This window comes from Streptomyces sp. NPDC107454, assembly GCF_055582885.1.
This window is the reverse complement of sequence record NZ_JBVJPA010000006.1, coordinates 312835-333911: the sequence shown is the minus strand read 5'-3', so window position 1 is coordinate 333911 and position 21077 is coordinate 312835. Positions and strand designations below refer to the sequence as shown.

Here is a 21077-nt window from a genome sequence, read left to right as displayed (position 1 = left end):
GTGTGCGCTCACATCCCTGGGGGGAACCGCATGAGTCAGTCGTCTCCGCCGCCGTCCGGTCCACCGGTCGACAACCCGTACGCGGACCAGAACCCGTACGCCGGCCGGCCGGGCCAGCCGCTCGCGCCGCAGCAGGACGCCGCCCAGGCCGGGTTCCCGCAGCAGGGTGTCCCGCAGGGCGCACCTCAGCCGGGCTTCCCGATGGCCCCCGTCGCCCCGGCCGCTCCGGTGCGCGACAAGCTCGGGCTCGGGCTCGCGGCCGCCGTCGGTGCCGCCCTGGTCGCGGCGGGCGTCTACGGAGTCATCATCGGCCTCACCAAGCACGAGATCGGCTGGGCGGCCGTCGGCGTCGGCTTCCTGATCGGCCTCGCCGCGGGCCGCGTCGGCGGGCGCAACCCGATCCTGCCGATCGCCGGCGTGATCCTTTCGGTGGCCTCGGTCTACCTCGGCCAGCTGGTCGGCGAGGCCATGATCGGCGCCAAGGAGGCCGGTGTCGGTTTCAACGAGATCTTCTTCCACCACTTCGGCATGGTCCAGGAAGCCTGGAAGGCCGAGGCCGACCCGCTGACCTTCCTCTTCTTCGCCATCGCCGCGTACGCGGCCTTCTCCGGCGCCAGGAAGGCCGGTCAGTAACCCCGCCCGGCATGCGCGAGGGCCCGCCCACCTCATGGTGGACGGGCCCTTCGGCGTCGTACGAGCCGGCGTACCGCTGCCGCTAGCGCTTGTGCTGCGAGTCCGCGACCGTCACCTCGACGCGCTGGAACTCCTTGAGCTCGCTGTAGCCGGTGGTGGCCATGGCACGGCGGAGGGCGCCGAAGATGTTCATGGAGCCGTCGGGGATGTGCGAGGGCCCGGTGAGGATCTCCTCGATGGTGCCGACGGTGCCCAGGTCGACCTTCTTGCCGCGCGGCAGCTCCTCGTTGACCGCTTCCATGCCCCAGTGGTGGCCTCTGCCGGGCGCGTCCGTGGCACGGGCCAGCGGGGAGCCCATCATCACCGAGTCGGCGCCGCAGGCGATCGCCTTGGGGAGGTCGCCGGACCAGCCGACACCGCCGTCCGCGATCACGTGCACATAGCGGCCGCCGGACTCGTCCATGTAGTCGCGGCGGGCCGCGGCCACGTCGGCGACGGCGGTCGCCATCGGGACCTGGATGCCCAGCACGTTGCGCGTGGTGTGCGCGGCGCCGCCGCCGAAGCCGACCAGGACACCGGCCGCGCCCGTGCGCATCAGGTGCAGCGCCGCCGTGTACGTGGCGCAGCCGCCGACGATCACGGGGACGTCGAGCTCGTAGATGAACTGCTTCAGGTTCAGCGGTTCGGCGGCACCGGAGACGTGCTCCGCGGAGACCGTCGTACCGCGGATGACGAAGATGTCCACGCCCGCGTCGACGACGGCCTTGGAGAACTGGGCCGTGCGCTGCGGCGACAGGGCGGCCGCGGTGACGACGCCCGAGTCGCGCACCTCCTTGATGCGCTGCCCGATCAGCTCCTCCTTGATGGGAGCGGCGTAGATCTCCTGGAGGCGGCGGGTCGCGGTCTCCGCGTCCAGCTCGGCGATCTCGTCGAGCAGCGGCTGCGGGTCCTCGTACCGCGTCCACAGGCCTTCGAGGTTCAGTACGCCCAGGCCGCCCAGCTCGCCGATGCGGATCGCGGTGGCCGGGGAGACGACCGAGTCCATCGGGGCTGCCAGGAACGGCAGCTCGAAGCGGTAGGCGTCGATCTGCCAGGCGATCGAGACCTCCTTCGGGTCTCGCGTACGGCGGCTCGGGACGACGGCGATGTCGTCGAAGGCGTACGCCCGGCGGCCGCGCTTGCCGCGCCCGATCTCGATCTCAGTCACGTGTGTGGCCTTTCCCTCTTCGCTTCTGCGCCTCCCAGTATCCCCGACACCTACGACAAGGGCGGCCCCGGAACCTCCGGGACCGCCCTCACGTACCTGTACGGCTGGTCGTCAGTACAGGTACGGCTAGTCGTTACGGCTGTAGTTCGGCGCCTCGACCGTCATCTGGATGTCGTGCGGGTGGCTCTCCTTGAGACCCGCCGAGGTGATCCGGACGAACCGGCCCTTGGACTCCATCTCGTCGATGGTGGCGGCACCCACGTACCCCATGGTCTGGCGCAGACCGCCGACGAGCTGGTGCAGCACGTTGGCCAGGGGGCCGCGGTAGGGCACCTGTCCCTCGATGCCCTCGGGTACGAGCTTGTCGTCGGAGGCCACGTCCGCCTGGAAGTAGCGGTCCTTCGAGTACGACCTGCCCTGGCCCCGGGACTGCATGGCGCCGAGGGAGCCCATGCCGCGGTAGGACTTGAACTGCTTGCCGTTGATGAAGAGCAGCTCGCCGGGCGACTCCTCACAGCCCGCCAGGAGGCTGCCGAGCATCACCGTGTCGGCACCGGCGGCCAGCGCCTTGCCGATGTCGCCGGAGTACTGCAGACCGCCGTCGCCGATCACCGGGACACCCGCGGCACGGGCCGCGAGGGCCGCTTCGTAGATGGCGGTGACCTGCGGGACGCCGATGCCGGCGACCACACGGGTGGTACAGATCGAGCCGGGGCCCACGCCCACCTTGACGCCGTCGACACCGGCGTCGATCAGGGCCTGAGCACCGTCACGGGTGGCGACGTTGCCGCCGATCACGTCGACGTGCACGCTCGACTTGATCTTCGCCATCCAGTTGAGCGCGTTGCTGTTGTGCCCGTGCGAGGTGTCGACGATCAGGAAGTCCACGCCGGCCTCGGCCAGCGCCTGAGCGCGCTCCAGTGCCTCGGGGCTGGCGCCGACGGCGGCACCCACCAGCAGCCGGCCCTCGGCGTCCTTCGCGGCGTTCGGGTACTTCTCGGCCTTCACAAAGTCCTTGACCGTGATGAGGCCCTTGAGGACGCCCGAGTCGTCGACCAGCGGAAGCTTCTCGATCTTGTGGCGGCGCAGCAGTTCCATGGCGTCGGTGCCGGAGATGCCGACCTTGCCGGTGACCAGGGGCATCGGCGTCATGACCTCGCGCACCTGGCGCGAACGGTCGGTCTCGAAGGCCATGTCACGGTTGGTGACGATGCCGAGCAGCTTGCCGCCACCGTCGGTGACGGGGACACCGCTGATGCGGAACTTGGCACACAGGGCGTCGGCCTCGGCCAGCGTCGCGTCCGGGTGCACCGTGATCGGGTCGGTGACCATGCCGGACTCGGAGCGCTTCACCAGGTCGACCTGGTTGACCTGGTCCTCGATGGAGAGGTTGCGGTGCAGTACACCGACGCCTCCCTGCCGGGCCATGGCGATCGCCATGCGCGACTCGGTCACCTTGTCCATCGCCGCGGAGAGCAGCGGGATGTTCACACGTACGTTGCGGGAGATGCGCGACGAGGTGTCGACCGCGTTGGGCAGCACCTCTGAGGCGCCCGGCAGCAGCAGCACGTCGTCGTAGGTCAGCCCGAGTGTCGCGAATTTGGCGGGCACTCCGTCGACGTTGGCAGTCATGACACCTTCCCCAAATGGCCTTGATCGGTGCGGATGTCCATGCTAACGGGAAGCAGGGGGCTTCCATTCCACGGTTCGGATCGCCCTCGGGCTTCGTAGGTTCGTACGGGCGGGATGGCGATGCCGTTCAGTTGTGGGCCGGGGCCCGGTCCTCGCCGGGGAACGACGCGCACCCCGCGCCCGGGAAAAACCGGTCCGCCCCTTGAAAGGGCGGACCCGTCGCGCCGGCCGACGCGTCCCCAGAGGTCCCGGGTGCCGCAGGCCCCTGGGACTCGCCTACTGCTCCGCCAGCGCCCGCAACCGGCTCAGTGCGCGGTGCTGGGCCACCCGAACGGCGCCCGGTGACATTCCCAACATCTGGCCCGTCTCCTCGGCCGTGAGGCCCACCGCGATGCGCAGCAGAAGCAGCTCGCGCTGGTTCTCGGGGAGGTTGGCCAGGAGTTTCTTGGCCCACTCGGCGTCGCTGCTGAGGAGAGCGCGCTCCTCCGGGCCGAGGGAGTCGTCGGGGCGCTCGGGCATCTCGTCCGAGGGAACCGCCGTCGAACCGGGGTGGCGCATCGCGGCACGCTGCAGGTCGGCGACCTTGTGCGCGGCGATGGCGAAGACGAACGCCTCGAAGGGGCGCCCGGTGTCCTTGTAGCGCGGCAGTGCGAGGAGCACCGCTACGCAGACCTCCTGGGCCAGGTCCTCGACGAAGTGCCGCGCGTCGCCCGGAAGCCGGGAGAGGCGGGTGCGGCAGTAGCGCAACGCCAAGGGGTGTACATGCGCGAGCAGGTCGTGCGTGGCCTGCTCGTCGCCGTCGACCGCGCGATGGACGAGCGCACCAATCGCCCCTTGGGCACTGGCAGCCTCGTCGTCGCGCATCGGTCCATGGTGCCTTGGCGTCGTCTTGTCCGTGGCACCGCGTCCGTAGTTGTGCACCGAAGCGTTATGAGCAGGTGCGCCGGAACTCATCTCCTGCGCCCTCCCCTTCCGCTCGACCGACTCGTCCCCGAGGAACTCCACACCTCAAGCATGCGGCATCCGCGGCGAAACGAGCAGCGGGCACTCGGCGGGCGCTGTTGTCGGCCCCGCCCACCATGAGGTAGGCGGGGTGCGTCGTACCCCCGCGACGGCTCACCTAACGAACCAGGCCCCACCGGAAACCGAGCGCCACGGCGTGCGCGCGGTCCGAGGCGCCGAGCTTCTTGAACAGCCGCCGGGCGTGCGTCTTCACGGTGTCCTCGGAGAGGAACAGCTCGCGGCCGATCTCGGCGTTGGAGCGACCGTGGCTCATGCCTTCCAGCACCTGGATCTCACGCGCCGTGAGCGTCGGCGCCGCGCCCATCTCGGCCGACCGCAGTCTGCGCGGGGCGAGCCGCCAGGTGGGGTCGGCGAGCGCCTGGGTCACGGTCGCGCGCAGCTCGGCGCGGGAGGCGTCCTTGTGCAGATAGCCGCGGGCCCCGGCGGCGACAGCGAGCGCCACACCGTCCAGGTCCTCGGCCACGGTGAGCATGATGATGCGCGCACCGGGGTCGGCGGACAGCAGCCGCCGGACGGTCTCGACGCCACCCAGTCCGGGCATGCGTACGTCCATCAGAATCAGGTCCGAGCGGTCGGCACCCCAGCGGCGGAGGACTTCCTCGCCGTTGGCTGCCGTCGTCACGCGCTCGACGCCGGGCACGGTCGCCACCGCTCGGCGGAGCGCCTCTCGGGCAAGCGGGGAGTCGTCGCAGACGAGGACGGATGTCATGGCCGCCCTCCGCAGCTGATGCGCGTCACCTTGAGCCTCCAGGCTGGTACGAATCGTCATCTGTGCGGTCGACACTCGCCGACGGAACTGCCGTCTGCCCGAGCGCTTGTTCCTTCAACCGCCTCCGCCCTCTCAACGATGGTCACTCGAAAGAGTTACGGGGCAGTCGGTCGCCTTCGGCACTCTACGTGAGGGCGCGGACACGAGGCAGACATGCGCAACGGACCCTCAACGTTTCATCACAACCTATGCCCCATTCAGCCTGTTTTCTTCCCCTTTGCTGGTGTCTGCGGCTAGATTCGCAATGAGTCATATTTTCATCTCCTTAGATCGTAGATGTACGGTCGGTGGGCACAGAGCGGCCCAGAACGGCAACAAGGGGACAAAGCAATGGCAGATTTCTCCCGCCTTCCCGGTCCGAACGCGGACCTCTGGGACTGGCAGCTCCTCGCGGCCTGCCGCGGGGTCGACAGCTCGCTCTTCTTCCACCCGGAGGGCGAGCGCGGTGCGGCACGGAGCGCTCGCGAGAACTCGGCCAAAGAGGTCTGCATGCGATGCCCGGTACGCGCCCAGTGCGCGGCGCACGCCCTGGCGGTGCGCGAACCGTACGGCGTGTGGGGCGGCCTGACCGAGGACGAGCGCGAGGAACTCATGGGGCGGGCGCGCAACCGGCTGGTGGCGGCGTCGACCACCGGGAGCGGCGATCCCGCTTCGAACAACTGAAGGAACGTTTCTGCTTTTTGGTCCACCGTCGGGCACGCGTACGCGTGCCCATGCTTTTTGATGGCGTCAGCCGCTTTCGGGCGGCGTCAGCGGCTCGCGGCCCGCGCCAGTTGGTCGAGCGTCGCCGCCACCGCCGGCACCTGTGCCAGGTCCGGCAGGGTGAGTGCGACGATCTCGCGCCGCACCGGCGGCTCCACCGTCACGGTGCGTGCGCCCTTGGGGCGTACGGACTCGATCGCGAGCTCCGGCAGGACCGCGACCCCGAGGCCCGCGCCGACCAGCCCGACCACGGCCGGGTAGTCGTCGGTGGCGAAGTCGATGCGGGGCACGAAGCCCGCGGCGCGGCAGACCTCCACCAGTTGTCCGCGACAGCGCGGGCAGCCCGCGATCCAGGGCTCCCCGGCGAGTTCGGCGATCGCGACCGAACCGGCCCGCGCGAGCCGGTGCTTCTCGGGGACCAGCCCGACGAGCCGGTCCCGCAGCAGGGGCCGTACGACCAGGTCGTCCCACTCCTCGGCACCCGCGGCCCCCTCGTAGCGGAACGCGAGGGCGATGTCGCAGTCCCCGGCCCGGAGCTTCTCGACGGACTCCGGCGGCTCGGCCTCCTCCAGGGAGACCCGGGTGCCGGGATGCGCGGCGCGCAGCGCGGCGAGGGCCGTGGGGACGAGCGTGGAACTGCCGCTGGGGAAGGAGACGAGCCGGACCCGGCCCGCGCGCAGGCCCGCGATCGCTGCGACCTCCTCCTCGGCCGCGGTCAGGCCCGCGATGATGCCCGCCGCGTGCCGGACCAGCGCCTCGCCCGCCTGGGTGAGGCGCATCTCGCGGCCGGTGCGGACGAGCAGCGGGGTGCCGACGGACGATTCGAGCGCCTTCATCTGCTGGCTGACGGCGGGCTGGGTACAGCCCAGTTCACGTCCCGCCGCCGAGAAGGAGCCGGTGGCGGCGACGGCGCGCAGAACACGGAGATGACGGGCCTCGATCACCTTTCGAGCATAAGTGAGCCTTGGGTGCGGCGGCGAATATCGCGTGGCCGCTTTGGCCCTCATCACCTAGCGTGCTGTCATGAAGCTTCTGTCCTTGAACATCGGCAGCCCGCGGGCCGTCCCGTACACGGACCAGCCGGAGGGCGTGACCGGCATCGACAAGCGACCGGTGGACGGGCCGGTGCGGGTGGCGGCACCCGGGCCCAAGGGGGTCGGCGCGAGCGGCCTCGCCGGGGACGCCGTGTGCGACCTGCGCCATCACGGCGGGAACGACCAGGCGGTGTACGCGGTCGCCCGCGAGGACCTCGACGACTGGGGGCGCGAGCTCGGCCGGCCGCTGGCGAGCGGCGCGTTCGGCGAGAACCTGACGACCCAGGGGCTCGACGTGTCCGGCGCGCGGATCGGCGAGCGCTGGCGCGTCGGCTCCGAGGTGGTCCTCGAAGTCACCTGCGGGCGCATCCCCTGCCGTACGTTCCAGGAGCACATCGGTGAGCGGCGCTGGGTGAAGCGGTTCACCCAGAAGGGGGCGCCCGGCGCCTATCTGCGGGTGATCGAGCCGGGCGAGATCCGGGCGGGCGACCCGATCGAGGTCGTGCACCGGCCCGGCCACGAGGTGACGGTCGCCCTCGCCTTCCGCGCCGAGACGACCGAACGGGCGCTGCTGCCAAGGGTGTTGGCCGCGGGCGACGCGCTGCACCCGGAGTTGCTGGAGATGGCGGAGAAGTACGTGGCACGGCACAGCGACTGACCGCTCGAAGCGGGGGCGCGGGACGGGGGCGTCCGGAGTGTGCGGGGGACTCGTGGAGCAAGCTCGGGCGTTGGGTGGCGGGGGCGCGGTGGGCCTGGTCAGGTCACTAGCCTTGGGCCATGACAACGGCTCTGATTACGGGATCGACCGCGGGCATCGGCGCCGCCTTCGCGCGGCGGCTGGCGGCTGACGGGCACAACCTCGTGCTGGTGGCGCGCGACACCAAGCGGCTGGGCGAGCAGGCGACCGAACTGCACGACCGGCACGGTATCGAGGCGGAGGTGCTGACCGCCGACCTGGCGACGGACGGGGGCATCGAGGCGGTGGCCGCCCGCCTCTCCGACCGCAAGAACCCGGTCGACCTGCTGATCAACAACGCGGGCTTCGGCAACAAGGGCCGCTATCTCGAGGTGTCGATGGCCGACGAGCTGACGATGCTCAAGGTGCACTGCGAGGCGGTGCTGCGGTTGACGTCGGCGGCGACCGAGGGCATGCGGGAGCGCGGCCGGGGCGGAGTCGTCAACGTCGCGTCGGTGGCCGCGTTCGTGCCGCGGGGTACGTACGGGGCGTCCAAGGCGTGGGTCGTGCAGTTCACGCAGGGCGCGGCGCGGGATCTGGCGGGCACCGGCGTACGGCTGATGGCGCTGGCCCCCGGCTTCGTCCGCACCGAGTTCCACCAGCGGGCCGGGATGGGCACGGACAACATCCCGAACTGGATGTGGCTGGATGCGGACAAGCTGGTCGCGGCGGCGCTCGCGGACCTGGCCCGCGGCAAGTCGCTGTCCGTCCCCGACCCCCGCTACAAGGCGCTGATGGGCCTGGTGAAGGTGGCGCCGCGAGGGCTGCTGGGCGGGGTCACGTCGAAGACGGGCCGGAAGTACGGCCCCCAGTAGGGGCCACCGCGCAGTGGGTGGTGTCGTCCCTCCGGTGGGAAACTGAGGGTGTTCAGCCGGACCCAGGGGGCCGGAGGCGACGCCATGACATTCGTACAGCTCATCGATTGCAGGACCAGCCGGTTCGACGAGATGAACCAGCTGATGGACACATGGGTCGAGAAGACCAGGGGCAAGCGGACCGCGACGCACAGTGTGATCGGCAAGGACCGCTCGGACGCGACCCACTTCATAGAGATCGTGGAGTTCCCCTCGTTCGAGGAGGCGATGCGGAACTCGAACCTCCCCGAGACCGACAGGGTCTTCCAGGAGATGGTGGCGCTCTGCGACGGGCTGCCGACGTTCACCGACCTGGACGTGGTGCGGGACGAGCAGTTGTTCGCGGCCAACATCCGCAGGTTCTTCGAGACGTTGGCCGGCCTGGGTGAACTGCCGCCGCTCAACGGTCTGATGGTGGAGAGCTACCACGACCACGATCCCGCCAACGAGCAGGACACCATCGGCCTCGACGCGATGCGGCGCGAGATCGAGATGTGGCGCGGCGGTTTCGACTTCACGTTCATCGTCGAGGACCAGCTCACCCAGGGCGACCGGGTCTGCACCCGGTGGGCCTGGAACGGCACCCACAAAGGCGACTTCATGGGGATCCCGGCGACCGGGAAGCAGGTCACCATGACCGGCACGACCGTCTTCCGCTGTCAGGAGGACGGGAAGATCGCCGAGGGCTGGTGGCAGTACGACCGGCTGGGGCTGTTGGCTCAGCTGGGGGCGCTGGACGCGCTGGAGCAGTAGTGCGGTGGCCGGTGGCGCGGTAGTCGGCCGTCGGCCGTCGAACAGTCGGTAGTCGGTAGTGCCGGGTACGGGAGAAGCCCCCGTTCCGTGTGGAACGGGGGCTTCTTCGGGAGTACGAGACTCAGTGGGAGTGCCCGTGGCCGTGGCCGTGACCGGCGTCGGCCTCCTCCTCGGCCGGCTTCTCGACGACCAGGGTCTCGGTCGTGAGGAGCAGGGAGGCGATGGAGGCGGCGTTCTCCAGGGCGGAGCGGGTGACCTTGACCGGGTCGATGACACCGGACTTGACCAGGTCGCCGTACTCGCCGGTGGCCGCGTTGAAGCCCTGGCCCTTGTCGAGCTCGGCGACCTTGGAGGTGATGACGTAACCCTCCAGGCCGGCGTTCTCGGCGATCCAGCGCAGCGGCTCGACGGCGGCGCGGCGGACGACCGCGACACCCGTGGCCTCGTCGCCGGTCTTGTCGAGGTTGCCCTCGAGGATCTTCACGGCGTGGACGAGCGCGGAGCCACCACCGGAGACGATGCCCTCCTCGACCGCGGCGCGGGTCGCGGAGATGGCGTCCTCCAGACGGTGCTTCTTCTCCTTGAGCTCGACCTCGGTGGCGGCGCCGACCTTGATCACGCACACGCCGCCGGCCAGCTTCGCGAGGCGCTCCTGGAGCTTCTCGCGGTCCCAGTCGGAGTCGGTGTTCTCGATTTCGGCCTTGATCTGGTTGACCCGGCCGACGACCTCCTCGGAGTTGCCGCCACCGTCGACGATGGTGGTGTCGTCCTTGGTGACGGTCACGCGGCGGGCGGTGCCCAGCACGTCCAGACCGACCTGGTCGAGCTTGAGGCCGACCTCCTCGGCGATGACCTGACCACCGGTGAGGGTGGCGATGTCGCCGAGCATGGCCTTGCGGCGGTCACCGAAGCCGGGAGCCTTCACGGCGACGGCGTTGAACGTGCCGCGGATCTTGTTCACGACCAGGGTCGACAGGGCCTCGCCCTCGACGTCCTCGGCGATGATCAGCAGCGGCCGGGAGGCGTTGGACTGGATGACCTTCTCCAGCAGCGGCAGCAGGTCCTGGATGGAGCTGATCTTGCCCTGGTGGATGAGGATGTACGGGTCGTCGAGGACGGCCTCCATACGCTCCTGGTCGGACACCATGTACGGCGACAGGTAGCCCTTGTCGAAGGCCATGCCCTCGGTGAAGTCGAGCTCCAGGCCGAAGGTGTTGGACTCCTCGACGGTGATGACACCGTCCTTGCCGACCTTGTCCATCGCCTCGGCGATGAGCTCGCCGACCTGCGGGTCCTGGGCGGACAGCGCGGCGACGGCGGCGATGTCGGACTTCTCGTCGATCGGGCGCGCGGTGGCGAGGAGCTCGTCCGAGACCGCCTTGACGGCCGCGTCGATGCCCTTCTTCAGCAGCGCCGGGGAGGCACCCGCGGCGACGTTCTTCAGGCCCTCGCGGACGAGCGCCTGGGCCAGCACGGTGGCGGTGGTCGTACCGTCACCCGCGATGTCGTTGGTCTTGGTCGCCACCTCCTTCACCAGCTGGGCGCCGAGGTTCTCGTACGGGTCGTCGAGCTCGACCTCGCGGGCGATGGTGACACCGTCGTTGGTGATGGTGGGTGCGCCGAACTTCTTGTCGATGACGACGTTGCGGCCCTTGGGGCCGATCGTCACCTTGACCGTGTCGGCAAGCTTGTTGACGCCGCGCTCGAGGGCGCGACGGGCGTCCTCGTCGAACTTCAGGATCTTCGCCATGGGAGCGATTCAGCCCTCTCGGAAAACTGGGGTGAACGAACCGCGCCCCCGACGCCCGGCTGGTTATGGTCGCGGGGGCCAGGGGCGCAGTTCACTGCAAAACTGGGTGGAACGGTGAAGCTCGGTGAACTACTTCTCGATGATCGCGAGCACGTCGCGAGCCGAGAGGACGAGGTACTCCTCGCCGTTGTACTTCACCTCGGTGCCGCCGTACTTGCTGTACAGCACGATGTCGCCGGTGCTGACGTCGAGCGGCAGGCGCTCGCCGTTCTCGAAGCGGCCCGGGCCCACGGCGAGGACGACGCCCTCCTGGGGCTTCTCCTTCGCGGTGTCCGGGATGACCAGGCCGGAAGCCGTGGTCTGCTCGGCGTCCAGCGGCTGGACCACAACACGGTCCTCGAGCGGCTTGATGGCAACCTTGGAGCTGGTGGTCGTCACGATCCGACCTCCCCCTTCGGAGATCTCACGGGGTTAACTGTCTGAGGTGGCGACCAGGTGGATCCGTCGTCGCGGGTGCCGGACCTGCCCGTCGCTATTGGCACTCTCCAGGGGGGAGTGCCAGGGCCGAGACTATGACCGCGATTAGCACTCGGTCAAGCGGAGTGCCAAAGCGTGCGGCGTGGCGCGGGGTTTTGGGCACCCGGCGTGCGTGTCGGCGCGCCCGGGGCCGGCCGCCCCCGGACCCCCGCCCGGGGCCTGAACGGCCTCGTCCTCGAACGCCGGACGGGCTGATGGACACCGGCCCGAGAGGTTCAGAGGTAGTTCTCCAGGCGCGCCGGTGTGAGGCCCTCCGCCTGGATGCGTCGCAGGAGTCTGACCGTCGCCTCCGTGAGGTTGGGCTCCTCGAAGCCGGAGAGGATGTCACCCCGTCGCAGGCGGCGGGCGTCGGGCTCCCGGCCGAGGACGACGGCCGCGACCCCGCAGTCGGCGGCGGCGCGCAGCGTGGTGGTGTCGTAGGTGCCGTAGGGCGGACGGAAGAGCCGGGGGCGGACGCCGAAGCGGGCCTTGAGCTTCTCCTGCTGGCCGCAGATCTCGGCCCGTTGCCCCGCGTACGGCAGTCCGCGCAGTGAGGCGTGGTGGAGGGTGTGGTTCTGCACGCTCGCGCCGACCGTCCGCAGCTGGGCGAAGTGCCCGTACCCCGGCCCGACGACACTGTCCGTGAGGAACATGCTGACGGGCAGCCGCAGTTCACGGACCATGTCGACGAACCGCGGATCGCGCTCGGCACCGTCGTCGTACGTCAGGAAGACCACCTTGTCGCGGGTGGGTACGCGGTCCACGACGGGGGCCAGCCCCGGCGCCGCGCCGCGGAGGGCGGGCCGGGCGGGCCGCCGCGGGGCGGCGGCGAGCGGGGTGGGCAGCCCCCAGTGCCGGTACGTCGACGGGGTCGGCCCGTTCGGCCGGGACCTGCGCACCTCCTGTGCGGCCTTCTTGCCCAGCCGTTCGATCGGGTCGACGGACTGGGCACAGCCGGTGCAGCCGGTCAGGAGCGCCGCGGTGAGCGCCCCCGCGACCAGCGCCCGCGTTCTCACAGGTAGTCCTCCAGCCGTGCCACCGCGTACCCCTTGTCGGTGACCAGCTTCAGGAAGCGGCGGATCATGTCGGGCATGGTGCCGTCCCAGTCCTCCCTGCCGCGGAAGTGGGTGAGGACGATGTCGCCGGGGTGCAGGTCGCGGTCCCAGTCGCGGTACTCCCAGTGGTCGACGAAGACCTCCTCGTCCCAGATGGGCGCGTACTTGATGCCGCAGGACTTGGCGGCACGCAGGGTGTCCCGGTTGTAGTTGCCGTAGGGCGGCCTGAAGACCTTCGGACGCTTGCCGAACTGCTTCTCCATGATGTCCTGCATGCCGCAGATCTCGTGCCGCTGCTCCTCGTACGACAGCCCCGGCAGGTAGGGGTGGGTGAGGGTGTGGTTGTTGAGGGTGACACCCCGGTCGCGCATCTTCCGGAAGTACCCGTAGTCGTCCTTGACCAGGTAGTTGCTCAGGAAGGCGGTGTAGGGGATCTTCAGGTCGCTCATCATCCTGAGGAACGCCGGGTCCTTCTCGGAGCCGTCGTCGATGGTGAGGAAGACGACCTTGTCCTTGGTGGGGACGGTCGTGAAGACCGGCGGCAGGCCGAGCTCTTCCTGATCGGTGACCTCGAAGCCGTCGCGGGGTCCGATGACCGGCTTCCTCGCCGGGGCCGGCGGTGCGGCGAGCGGGACCTTCGTGAGCCCCCAGTGCTTGGCCGCGACGGCCCGGGCGGCCTGCTGCGCGCGGAGTCTGGCGGCGTAGGAGTCGAGGGCGCGGGCCGGGGGCGCGTGCAGCGCCTGCTCGGGTCCCTCGACGGGACGGGCGCCGTTGGTGTCGTCGTCGGCGCAACCGGACGCGAGGGCGGCGACGGCGAGGACGGCCACTCCGCCCCAGACGCGCGCCCTCTTTGCATTGTTTTTGTACTTTTGTCGTACTGATCGCATGGTGTCGGATCCTCGCAGGCCACCGCCCGTCCAGGGCTCCGACACCGCGACCGGGGGCGCACCGTCCACCGACTGGCCCACACCCACCCGCGCTGACCGACAATGGGCCGGTGAACGACGTCTCCTTCGCCTCTCTCCTCACCCCCGAGGGCCACGCCCTGCTCGACGAGGTGCGCGGCACCGAACCGGCCCAGGAGCTGGCCGTCGCCACCCGGCTGCGCCGCGACCACCCGGCCGAACTGGTCTCGGCCGCACTCGGGCAGGCGCGGCTGCGGCAGCGGGCGGCGGCGAAGTTCGGCGCCGAGGACGCGGAGCGGATGTACTTCACCCCGAACGGGGTCGAGCAGTCCACGCGCACCGCGGTCGCCACCCATCGCGCGCGGCGGCTGCGGTCCCTGGGTGTGCGCTCGGTCGCCGACCTGTGCTCCGGCATCGGCGGCGACGCGATCGCGCTGGCCCGCGCCGGGATCCGCGTCCTCGCCGTCGACCGCGACCCGCTGACGGTGGCGGTGGCGCGCGCGAACGCCGAGGCGCTCGGGCTCGCCGACCTGATCGAGGTGCGCGAGGCCGATGTCACCGAGGTCGGCACGGAGGCGTACGACGCGGTCTTCGTGGACCCGGCGCGGCGCGGCGGACGCGGCCGGATCTTCGACCCGGAGGCGTACTCGCCCCCGCTCTCCTGGGCGATCGCGACGGCTCTGAAGGCCCCGCTCGCCGCCCTGAAGATCGCCCCTGGCATCCCCCACGAGGCGGTCCCCGCCGAGGCCGAGGCCGAGTGGATCTCGGACGCCGGTGATGTGAAGGAAGCGGTGCTGTGGTTCGGCACCGAGCCGGGGCTGGTGCGGGCCACCCTGCTGCCCGGCCCGCGCGAGCTGCGCGGCCGCGGCCTGCCCGACCCCGCGGTGCGAGAGGTCGGGCGCTACCTGTACGAGCCCGACGGCGCCGTCATCCGCGCCCATCTGGTGGCCGAGGTCGCCGAGGAAGTCGACGGCGGCCTGGTCGACGAGACGATCGCGTACATCACGGCGGACGAACTGCGCCCGACGCCGTACGCCGCCGCCTACGAGATCACCGACCGACTTCCCTTCAACGTGAAGAAGTTGAAGGCGCTGCTGCGGGAGCGGGGGGTCGGGGTACTGACGGTGAAGAAGCGGGGGTCGGCCGTCGAGCCGGAGGAACTCCGCAAGAAGGCCCTGCCCAAGCAGCACGGCCCCCACTCGGCCACCGTCTTCCTGACCAGGGTCGCGGGGGCACCGACGATGCTGCTCGGCCACCCGGCCCAGCGACACGCCTCCTAGGCCCTGTCGTGCGGACCGGCTCTAGCGACAGTCCCGCGCCCTCGTCTCCAGCAGCTCGCGTTCCCGTTCGTTGCGGGCCAGGCCCGCGGCTCGTTCGAACTCCGCGCGGGCCTCCTTCGTACGGCCGAGGCGGGCCAGCAGGTCCCCTCGGACGCTGGGCAGCAGGTGGTAGTCGCGCAGGGCCGGCTCGCCGGCCAGCCGGTCGACGATCTCCAGCGCCGGGGCGGGGCCCTCGGCCATGGAGACGGCGACGGCGCGGTTCAGCTCGACCACGGGAGACGGGGAACGGGTCGCCAGCAGCCCGTACAGGGTGGCGATCTGCCGCCAGTCCGTGTCCTCGTACGCGTACGCCTGGGCGTGGCAGGCGGCAATGGCGGCCTGGAGGGCGTACGGACCGGGGGGTCCGGTGGTGACGGCGCTCGCCCGGCCGAGGGCGGCGAAGCCGCGGCGGATCAGCAGGCGGTTCCAGCGGCGCCGGTTCTGGTCCTTGAGGAGGACGGGCTCGCCCGAGGGGCCGGTGCGGGCGGCGGCGCGGGACTCCTGGAGTTCCAACAGGGACACAAGACCGTGCACTTCGGGCTCTTTGGGCATCAACTCGGCGAGCACGCGGGCCAGTCGCAGCGCGTCCTCGCACAGGGCGGGGCGCAGCAGGTCGTCGCCCGCCGTGGCCGCGTATCCCTCGTTGAAGACCAGGTAGATGACCTCGAGCACGGACCCGAGGCGCGCCTCGCGGTCCGGGCCGTAGGGGACCTCGAAAGGGACGCCCTTCGTCGCCAGGGTCCGCTTGGCGCGCACGATGCGCTGGGCGACGGTCGCTTCCGGGGCGAGGAAGGCGCGGGCGATCTCGGGGGTGGTGAGACCGCCGACCAGGCGCAGGGTGAGGGCGATGCGGGCCTCGGCGGAGAGGACGGGGTGGCAGGCGGTGAAGACGAGCCGCAGCAGGTCGTCGTCGATGTCGTCCGGGTCGGAGGGTTCGTCGAGGTGGTGCGGGGCGGTCACCGAGAGGTCCCGCCCCACCTCCGCCAGCTTGCGCGCGTAACTCTCCCGGCGGCGTACGAGATCGATCGCGCGGCGCTTGGCCGTGGTCGTCAGCCAGGCGCCCGGGTTGTCCGGGACGCCGTCCCGCGGCCACTGTTCCAACGCCGCGACCAGGGCGTCCTGCGCGAGCTCCTCGGCGATGCCGACGTCGCCGACGATGCGGGAGACGCCCGCGATGACGCGGGGCGACTCGATCCGGAAGATCGTCTCGACGGCTTCGACGGCCTCGTCGGCACCTCCGGTGGCCCCGGACGCGACGGCCTGTGTGACGGGCGTGACGGTGGGCTGTTGCTCTTCCACAACCCACCATCAGACACCCGCGACGGCCGCAGACCAAGAAACCGCTCGGGCCTAGCCCTCGGCGATCTCCCGTACCTCGCAGGTCACCGTCCAGTGCTCCTCGTGCACCTTCAGGAACCGCTTGGTCCACTCCAGGGCCTCGGCCATGTCCTTGCACTGCATGAGCGCGTAGCCGCCGACGACCTCCTTGGACTCGGTGAAGGGCCCGTCGGTGACGGACAGCTGCCCGCCCGACCAGTGCACCCGCTTGCCCTGGGCGGACGGCGTCAGCCCGGCGGTGTCGAGCATGACCCCCGCCTTGGTGATCTCCTCGATCAGCTCGCCCATCCGCTGCATCAGCTCCGGGCTCGGGCCCTCGGCGGGTGCGGTGCTCTCGTCGATCTGGACCAGCGACAGGTAACGCGGCATGGTGACTCCTCGTGTCCGTGGTGCCTCGGAGGCGGGGCTTCTCCCTGCCTCTCACCCGTGCGTCGAACGGGAGACATCTGTTTCGACACCGTCCCCGAAATCCTTTGAACTTTCTCGCCGGGCGCTGCCCCTGGCTCCGTGTGGGCAGGGTCCTCGTATGCCCTTCGACCACAACGATCACTACCACCGGATGCTGCTGCGGAAGTTACCGAAGCACGGGCGTGTCGCCCTCGACGTCGGCTGTGGCACCGGGGGTTTCGCGCGGCGGATGGCGGCGCGGGGCTATGAGGTAGACGCCGTCGATCCGTCCGCCGAGGTGATCACCGCGGCGCGGCGGATCGGCGGTGGCCCCCGGTTCCGGCGGACGGACGTGGCCTCCGCCGGGCTGCCGAAGGGGCACTACGACGTCATCACCTGTCTGGCGAGCCTGCACCACATGCCGTTCGGCACGGTGACCAGGTTCCGGGAGGCGCTCGCGCCCGGCGGAGTGCTGCTGGTGCTGGGCTGCTACGCGGGGATCACCTGGTGGGACCTCGCCGCCGTGCCCGCCAATGCGGTGGCACGGGCGGGGGTGGCGATGGGTGAGCGGCTGCGCGGAGAGGAGGCCGTGCCCCTGCGGGCGCCGGTGCGCGAGCCGCGGATGTCGCTGGCGGACGTCCGGAGCGAGGCGGACCGGCTGCTGCCCGGCTCCCGTGTCCGCCAACTCCTCTACTGGCGTTATCTGTTGACGTACCGGGTCGGCGGGATCGACCGGGTCACTTGAGCGAGGTCCACAAGTCGCTCGCCTCCGGCTCGTCGGCCACCACCCGGTTGGGGTTCGACGGAGCCGTCACCACCGGCATGGTGATCGTCTTGACCTTGTCGGAGGAGAGGGACTTCAGGCTCTGGCCGAGTTTCATCAGTTCGCCGAGCGAGTCGAGCCCCGTGTCCGTCGTCAGACTGCCGGTGACGGCGTCGGCGACCTTGTAGAGCTTGGTGGGGTCGGTCAGCAGGGATGTCGACGCCATCTGTTCCAGCAGTGCCTTCACCAGCTTCTGCTGGAGGCCTATGCGGCCGAGGTCGCTGCCGTCGCCTATGCCGTGCCGGGTGCGGGCCAGCGCCAGGGCCTGGGTGCCGCCCAGGTGGTGCGTGCCCGCCTTCAGGCGCAGATGGCTCTTGTCGTCGTCGATGTTCTGGTCCGTCGTCACCGTGACGCCGCCGAGCGCGTCCACCAGCTTCGCGAAGCCGGAGAAGTCGATCTCGATGTAGTGGTCCATGCGGACGTCGGTGAGGGACTCGACGGTCTTCACCGCGCAGACCGGACCGCCCACCGAGTACGCGCTGTTGAACATCGCGCTGTACGCCACCGAGGTCGACCCGCCGGACGAGGTCGGGCACGACGGGCGGGTCACCAGGGTGTCCCGGGGAATGCTCACCACCGTCGCCTCGGTGCGGCCCTCGTCGATGTGGACGACCATCGCCGTGTCGGAACGGGCGCCCGAGCTGTCACCGCCCCCGAGCGTGGCGTTCGCCTTCCCGCTGCGCGAGTCGGAGCCGAGCACCAGGATGTTCACGGCGCCGCTCGGCAGCGGGGCGGCCGAGGCGGACGCGGACGCCGACGGGGCCGACACCGCCTTCGCCGGGCGGTCGTCGCCCAGCGCGCTGTTGATGTCCACGCTCTTGATGTTCTGGTTCAGATGCCAGTAGACCCAGCCCGCCCCCGCCGCGGAGAGCACGAGGACGCCGGCGAGCGTGATGCCGGCGGCTTTCAGCAGACCTCTCCGCCGTCCGGCACGTCTCGCGGCGCCCTCGTTCCCGTCCCCGCTCCCGACCCCGTTCCCGTCCCCGCGCCCGGCCCCACGTCCGCCCCCGCGCTCCTCTTCTGCAGTCACGCGGAGGAACGTAAGTCCGAATTATTACGAGCAGGAACCTCTTCTGGGGTTTCCTTCGGAAAATCTAAGACTTCTCACGCCGCCCTCAGCCCAGCGTCACCGTGGGCACCGGATTGCTCCCGCTCCATGACGCGTTGAACCCGAACGTCACTGATCCGCCGTTCGGTACCGTTCCGTTGTAGGAGGCGTTCGCGCACGTCACCGCCGCACCGGACTGGGTGCAGTCGGCGTTCCAGGCCTGGGTGATCCGCTGGCCCGCGCCGTACGTCCAGTTCACCTTCCACGACGACAGCGCGGTCCCGGAACAGGCGACCGTCACCTGCCCCGTGAACCCCGTGTTCCACTGGCTCTGGACGCTGTACGTCGCCGTGCAGGCGCCCGTGGGCGGTGGTGTCGTGGTCCCGCCCAGCGAGCCCGCGATCGCGTAGTACGCCGGTTTCGGCAGGTAGTTCTCGTCGTACGGGGTCGCCGCGCCGTAGCCGGAGAAGACGTCCGGGATCCAGGAGTCGGAGTCGGTGAAGCCCCAGACGGTGACGCCGTAGCACCGGGACACCGCCACGCACGCGTCGATCACGGCCTTGTAGTCGGCGGCCTGCTGCGTCAGCTTCGCGCTGTCGGAGGGGAGTTGCATACGGATGTCGAGCTCCGTGACCGCCACGTCGACGCCGAGGTCGGCGAAGCGCTGGATGTTCTGCTGGAGCGTGGACGGCACCTGGCCGAGGATGAGGTGGGCCTGGAGACCGACCCCGTCGATCGGGACGCCGCGCTCCTTCAGCGACTTGACCAGGTTGTAGAGGGCGGTGCTCTTGGCGTTGACGCCCTCGACGTTGTAGTCGTTGATGTAGAGCTTGGCGCTCGGGTCGGCCGCGTGCGCCCAGGTCAGGGCCTGGGCGATGTAGTCGGAGCCAAGGCCGTTGTACCAGAGGGTCGAGCGGTAGGTGCCGTCCTCGTTGAAGGGCTCGTTCACCACGTCCCAGGCGGCCAGCTTCCCCTTGTAGCGGGTGACCTCGGTGGTGATGTGGTCCTGGAGCAGCGAACTGAGCTGGGCGGACGTCCAGGTGCCGTTCGTCAGCCAGCTCGGGTTCTGGCTGTGCCAGACCAGCGTGTGGCCGCGCACCTGCTGGTTGTGGGCCTGCGCGAAGGCCACGATCTGGTCGGCCTCGGCCCAGTTGTAGGTGCCCCGGGTGGGCTCGACGGTCTCCCACTTCATGGCGTTGCCAGGAGTGAGCGAGTTGAACTGGGCCCCGGCGATGTCGCCGTACGTCCCCGTCAGCTTGGACCCGGTGACGGCGGTGCCGACCACCTTGCCCTTGGCGGCGGCGAGGTCACGCAGCGGGGTGTCGGCCGCGTGGGCGGCGGGGGCCGCGACCAGCAGGGCGCCGAGGGCGGCGATGCCGGTGAGGACGGACCCCAGGGATAAGCCTGTTCTCAGAGATCTCATGCGGGTGCCTCCGAAAGTTTCGGTCTTGCAACCGACTGGCTTCGGAGGAGTGTGGGGCGAGATGCCCCACACGTCAATACGTCCACTTCACTCCAGGCCGACCGCCGGAGCCGCCCCCGTGCTGCTGCGCACCACCAGACTCGTCGCCAGCTCCACCCTGGTCCCCGCCGCCGGCCGCTCCTCGCGCCCCAGCTCCAGCACCAGCTTGGCCGCCGCCTCCGCCATCTCCGTCAGCGGCTGCCGTACGGTCGTCAGCGGCGGCCCGACCCAGCGTGCCACCGGCAGATCGTCGAACCCCACGACGCTCAGGTCCTCCGGAATGCGCAGACCCAGCTCGCGGGCGGCCTCGTACAGGCCGAGCGCCTGGAGGTCGTTGCCGGTGAAGACGGCCGTCGGGCGGTCGGGGCGGCGCAACAGGTCGAGGCCCAGCCGGTAGCCGTCCTCGTGGTGGAAGTTCCCGACCCTGATCAGCTCCGGGTCCACGGGCAGTCCCGCCGTCTCCAGCGCCGCCCGGTATCCGTCGACCCGGGCACGGCTGCACATCATCCGCGAGGGCCCGCTGATCGCGCCGATCCGCCGGTGCCCCAGATCGACGAGATGGCGGGTCGCGGCCAGCCCGCCGTGCCAGTTGGTGGCGCCGATGGACGGCACGTCGTCGCCCGGGTCGCCCGCCGGGTCCATCACCACGAACGGGATGGACCTGCTGGTCAGCAGCGCGCGCTGGGACTCGTCCAGCCGGGACAGGACGAGGATCACGCCGTGCGGGCGACGGGCGGCGACCTGGTCGGCCCAGGTCCGCCCGGGGGTCAGCCGTCCCGCGCTCTCCGAGAGGACCACGCTCAGCCCCTCGTCCCGCGCCACGTTCTCGACGCCCCGGATCACCTCCATCGCCCAGGCGCTCTCCAGCTCGTGGAAGACCACGTCGATGAGGGGCGAGCGGGTCGCCTCGGCCCGGCGGCGCCGGTAGCCGTACGCGCGCAGCAGTTCCTCGACCCGGGTGCGGGTGGCCGGGGCGACATCGGCCCTGCCATTGAGCACCTTCGAAACAGTCGGCGGGGAGACGCCGGCCTCGCGGGCGATCTCGGCGAGGGTCGCGGTCCCCGAGGCACGGTCCGCCATCCGCTTCTCCACGGGCTTCGCGGGATTCATGGGCGCGATCGTATCCCCGGG

The 21077-nt window shown here is 70.5% G+C and carries 21 protein-coding genes; 7 read left to right on the top strand and 14 right to left on the bottom strand.

Going from position 1 to position 21077, the window contains the following annotated elements; all coding sequences use genetic code 11:
• Window positions 1-30 precede the first annotated feature (30 nt).
• Window positions 31-633 (top strand): hypothetical protein, encoded by a 603-nt coding sequence (locus ACZ69M_RS17265; protein WP_470050620.1) that lies wholly within the window; start codon window positions 31-33, stop codon window positions 631-633.
• A gap of 82 nt (window positions 634-715) precedes the next feature.
• Here ACZ69M_RS17265 and ACZ69M_RS17260 read toward each other — a convergent pair whose 3' ends face one another.
• The 4 genes from ACZ69M_RS17260 to ACZ69M_RS17245 form a co-directional block, all read right to left on the bottom strand.
• Window positions 716-1840, bottom strand: a complete 1125-nt coding sequence (locus tag ACZ69M_RS17260) for a GuaB3 family IMP dehydrogenase-related protein (protein ID WP_470050618.1) — start codon at window positions 1838-1840, stop codon at window positions 716-718.
• 126 nt (window positions 1841-1966) lie between these two features.
• Entirely contained in the window at window positions 1967-3472 is a 1506-nt protein-coding gene (gene guaB / locus ACZ69M_RS17255; protein WP_351699750.1) for an IMP dehydrogenase, read from the bottom strand.
• 276 nt (window positions 3473-3748) lie between these two features.
• A complete protein-coding gene (locus tag ACZ69M_RS17250; RefSeq protein WP_381940540.1) occupies window positions 3749-4336 on the bottom strand; it encodes a sigma-70 family RNA polymerase sigma factor in 588 nt (195 codons plus the stop codon).
• Window positions 4337-4592: 256 nt separating this feature from the next.
• Window positions 4593-5204, bottom strand: coding sequence for a response regulator transcription factor (locus tag ACZ69M_RS17245; protein ID WP_003948568.1), 612 nt, complete (start codon window positions 5202-5204; stop codon window positions 4593-4595).
• Window positions 5205-5594: 390 nt separating this feature from the next.
• Here ACZ69M_RS17245 and ACZ69M_RS17240 point away from each other — a divergent pair, with 390 nt between their 5' ends.
• Window positions 5595-5927, top strand: coding sequence for a WhiB family transcriptional regulator (locus tag ACZ69M_RS17240; RefSeq protein ID WP_060901471.1), 333 nt, complete (start codon window positions 5595-5597; stop codon window positions 5925-5927).
• 86 nt (window positions 5928-6013) lie between these two features.
• Here the strand turns inward: ACZ69M_RS17240 and ACZ69M_RS17235 are convergent, their stop codons facing one another.
• Window positions 6014-6910 (bottom strand): LysR family transcriptional regulator, encoded by an 897-nt coding sequence (locus ACZ69M_RS17235; RefSeq protein ID WP_060901472.1) that lies wholly within the window; start codon window positions 6908-6910, stop codon window positions 6014-6016.
• 79 nt (window positions 6911-6989) lie between these two features.
• Between ACZ69M_RS17235 and ACZ69M_RS17230 the strand changes: the two genes are divergently transcribed.
• From ACZ69M_RS17230 to ACZ69M_RS17220, 3 genes are all read left to right on the top strand, one after another.
• Window positions 6990-7658: an MOSC domain-containing protein gene (locus tag ACZ69M_RS17230; RefSeq protein ID WP_470050614.1), complete on the top strand. Its 669-nt coding sequence runs from the start codon at window positions 6990-6992 to the stop codon at window positions 7656-7658.
• Window positions 7659-7777: 119 nt separating this feature from the next.
• Complete coding sequence (locus ACZ69M_RS17225) at window positions 7778-8551, top strand: SDR family NAD(P)-dependent oxidoreductase (RefSeq protein WP_352050544.1); 774 nt, start codon at window positions 7778-7780, stop codon at window positions 8549-8551.
• Between the two features lie 84 nt (window positions 8552-8635).
• Window positions 8636-9343, top strand: coding sequence for an ester cyclase (locus ACZ69M_RS17220; RefSeq protein ID WP_470050612.1), 708 nt, complete (start codon window positions 8636-8638; stop codon window positions 9341-9343).
• A gap of 121 nt (window positions 9344-9464) precedes the next feature.
• Here the strand turns inward: ACZ69M_RS17220 and groL are convergent, their stop codons facing one another.
• From groL to ACZ69M_RS17200, 4 genes are all read right to left on the bottom strand, one after another.
• Window positions 9465-11093, bottom strand: coding sequence for a chaperonin GroEL (gene groL, locus ACZ69M_RS17215; RefSeq protein WP_470050610.1), 1629 nt, complete (start codon window positions 11091-11093; stop codon window positions 9465-9467).
• A gap of 129 nt (window positions 11094-11222) precedes the next feature.
• Window positions 11223-11531, bottom strand: coding sequence for a co-chaperone GroES (groES, locus tag ACZ69M_RS17210; RefSeq protein WP_060901476.1), 309 nt, complete (start codon window positions 11529-11531; stop codon window positions 11223-11225).
• A gap of 314 nt (window positions 11532-11845) precedes the next feature.
• On the bottom strand, window positions 11846-12625 hold the full coding sequence (locus tag ACZ69M_RS17205; protein ID WP_470050608.1) for a polysaccharide deacetylase family protein: 780 nt from the start codon (window positions 12623-12625) through the stop codon (window positions 11846-11848).
• Complete coding sequence (locus ACZ69M_RS17200) at window positions 12622-13551, bottom strand: polysaccharide deacetylase family protein (protein WP_470050607.1); 930 nt, start codon at window positions 13549-13551, stop codon at window positions 12622-12624. Before ACZ69M_RS17200 ends, ACZ69M_RS17205 begins: the two co-directional genes overlap by 4 nt.
• A gap of 110 nt (window positions 13552-13661) precedes the next feature.
• Here ACZ69M_RS17200 and ACZ69M_RS17195 point away from each other — a divergent pair, with 110 nt between their 5' ends.
• Window positions 13662-14849: a THUMP-like domain-containing protein gene (locus ACZ69M_RS17195; protein WP_470050605.1), complete on the top strand. Its 1188-nt coding sequence runs from the start codon at window positions 13662-13664 to the stop codon at window positions 14847-14849.
• 21 nt (window positions 14850-14870) lie between these two features.
• Here the strand turns inward: ACZ69M_RS17195 and ACZ69M_RS17190 are convergent, their stop codons facing one another.
• Both ACZ69M_RS17190 and ACZ69M_RS17185 read right to left on the bottom strand, forming a co-directional pair.
• Window positions 14871-16187, bottom strand: coding sequence for an RNA polymerase sigma factor (locus ACZ69M_RS17190; protein WP_470050604.1), 1317 nt, complete (start codon window positions 16185-16187; stop codon window positions 14871-14873).
• A 51-nt stretch (window positions 16188-16238) separates the two neighbouring features.
• The gene (locus tag ACZ69M_RS17185; RefSeq protein ID WP_060901481.1) at window positions 16239-16595 is read right to left on the bottom strand and encodes a YciI family protein; all 357 of its coding nucleotides are present in this window, start codon (window positions 16593-16595) and stop codon (window positions 16239-16241) included.
• Between the two features lie 157 nt (window positions 16596-16752).
• On the opposite strand from ACZ69M_RS17185, the gene ACZ69M_RS17180 reads away from it, so the two are divergent.
• Window positions 16753-17358 carry a class I SAM-dependent methyltransferase gene (locus ACZ69M_RS17180; RefSeq protein WP_470050601.1) on the top strand — a complete coding sequence of 202 codons (606 nt, stop codon included), beginning with the start codon at window positions 16753-16755 and terminating at the stop codon, window positions 17356-17358.
• Here ACZ69M_RS17180 and ACZ69M_RS17175 read toward each other — a convergent pair.
• The 3 genes from ACZ69M_RS17175 to ACZ69M_RS17165 form a co-directional block, all read right to left on the bottom strand.
• Window positions 17351-18349: an LCP family protein gene (locus ACZ69M_RS17175; RefSeq protein ID WP_470050962.1), complete on the bottom strand. Its 999-nt coding sequence runs from the start codon at window positions 18347-18349 to the stop codon at window positions 17351-17353. The genes ACZ69M_RS17180 and ACZ69M_RS17175 overlap by 8 nt on opposite strands.
• A gap of 202 nt (window positions 18350-18551) precedes the next feature.
• Window positions 18552-19907 carry a glycoside hydrolase family 10 protein gene (locus tag ACZ69M_RS17170; protein ID WP_470050599.1) on the bottom strand — a complete coding sequence of 452 codons (1356 nt, stop codon included), beginning with the start codon at window positions 19905-19907 and terminating at the stop codon, window positions 18552-18554.
• Between the two features lie 87 nt (window positions 19908-19994).
• Complete coding sequence (locus tag ACZ69M_RS17165) at window positions 19995-21056, bottom strand: LacI family DNA-binding transcriptional regulator (protein WP_470050598.1); 1062 nt, start codon at window positions 21054-21056, stop codon at window positions 19995-19997.
• Window positions 21057-21077: the final 21 nt, after the last annotated feature.

What these genes read in the sequence shown, in the direction of transcription:
- ACZ69M_RS17265 (WP_470050620.1), top strand. Translation starts at nt 31, where the DNA reads ATGAGTCAGTCGTCTCCGCCGCCGTCCGGTCCACCGGTCGACAACCCG.
- ACZ69M_RS17180 (WP_470050601.1), top strand. Translation starts at nt 16,753, where the DNA reads ATGCCCTTCGACCACAACGATCACTACCACCGGATGCTGCTGCGGAAG.
- ACZ69M_RS17220 (WP_470050612.1), top strand. Translation starts at nt 8,636, where the DNA reads ATGACATTCGTACAGCTCATCGATTGCAGGACCAGCCGGTTCGACGAG.
- ACZ69M_RS17165 (WP_470050598.1), bottom strand. Translation starts at nt 21,056, where the DNA reads ATGAATCCCGCGAAGCCCGTGGAGAAGCGGATGGCGGACCGTGCCTCG.
- ACZ69M_RS17170 (WP_470050599.1), bottom strand. Translation starts at nt 19,907, where the DNA reads ATGAGATCTCTGAGAACAGGCTTATCCCTGGGGTCCGTCCTCACCGGC.
- ACZ69M_RS17245 (WP_003948568.1), bottom strand. Translation starts at nt 5,204, where the DNA reads ATGACATCCGTCCTCGTCTGCGACGACTCCCCGCTTGCCCGAGAGGCG.
- ACZ69M_RS17240 (WP_060901471.1), top strand. Translation starts at nt 5,595, where the DNA reads ATGGCAGATTTCTCCCGCCTTCCCGGTCCGAACGCGGACCTCTGGGAC.
- ACZ69M_RS17230 (WP_470050614.1), top strand. Translation starts at nt 6,990, where the DNA reads ATGAAGCTTCTGTCCTTGAACATCGGCAGCCCGCGGGCCGTCCCGTAC.
- ACZ69M_RS17185 (WP_060901481.1), bottom strand. Translation starts at nt 16,595, where the DNA reads ATGCCGCGTTACCTGTCGCTGGTCCAGATCGACGAGAGCACCGCACCC.
- ACZ69M_RS17250 (WP_381940540.1), bottom strand. Translation starts at nt 4,336, where the DNA reads ATGCGCGACGACGAGGCTGCCAGTGCCCAAGGGGCGATTGGTGCGCTC.
- guaB (WP_351699750.1), bottom strand. Translation starts at nt 3,472, where the DNA reads ATGACTGCCAACGTCGACGGAGTGCCCGCCAAATTCGCGACACTCGGG.
- ACZ69M_RS17200 (WP_470050607.1), bottom strand. Translation starts at nt 13,551, where the DNA reads ATGCGATCAGTACGACAAAAGTACAAAAACAATGCAAAGAGGGCGCGC.
- ACZ69M_RS17225 (WP_352050544.1), top strand. Translation starts at nt 7,778, where the DNA reads ATGACAACGGCTCTGATTACGGGATCGACCGCGGGCATCGGCGCCGCC.
- groL (WP_470050610.1), bottom strand. Translation starts at nt 11,093, where the DNA reads ATGGCGAAGATCCTGAAGTTCGACGAGGACGCCCGTCGCGCCCTCGAG.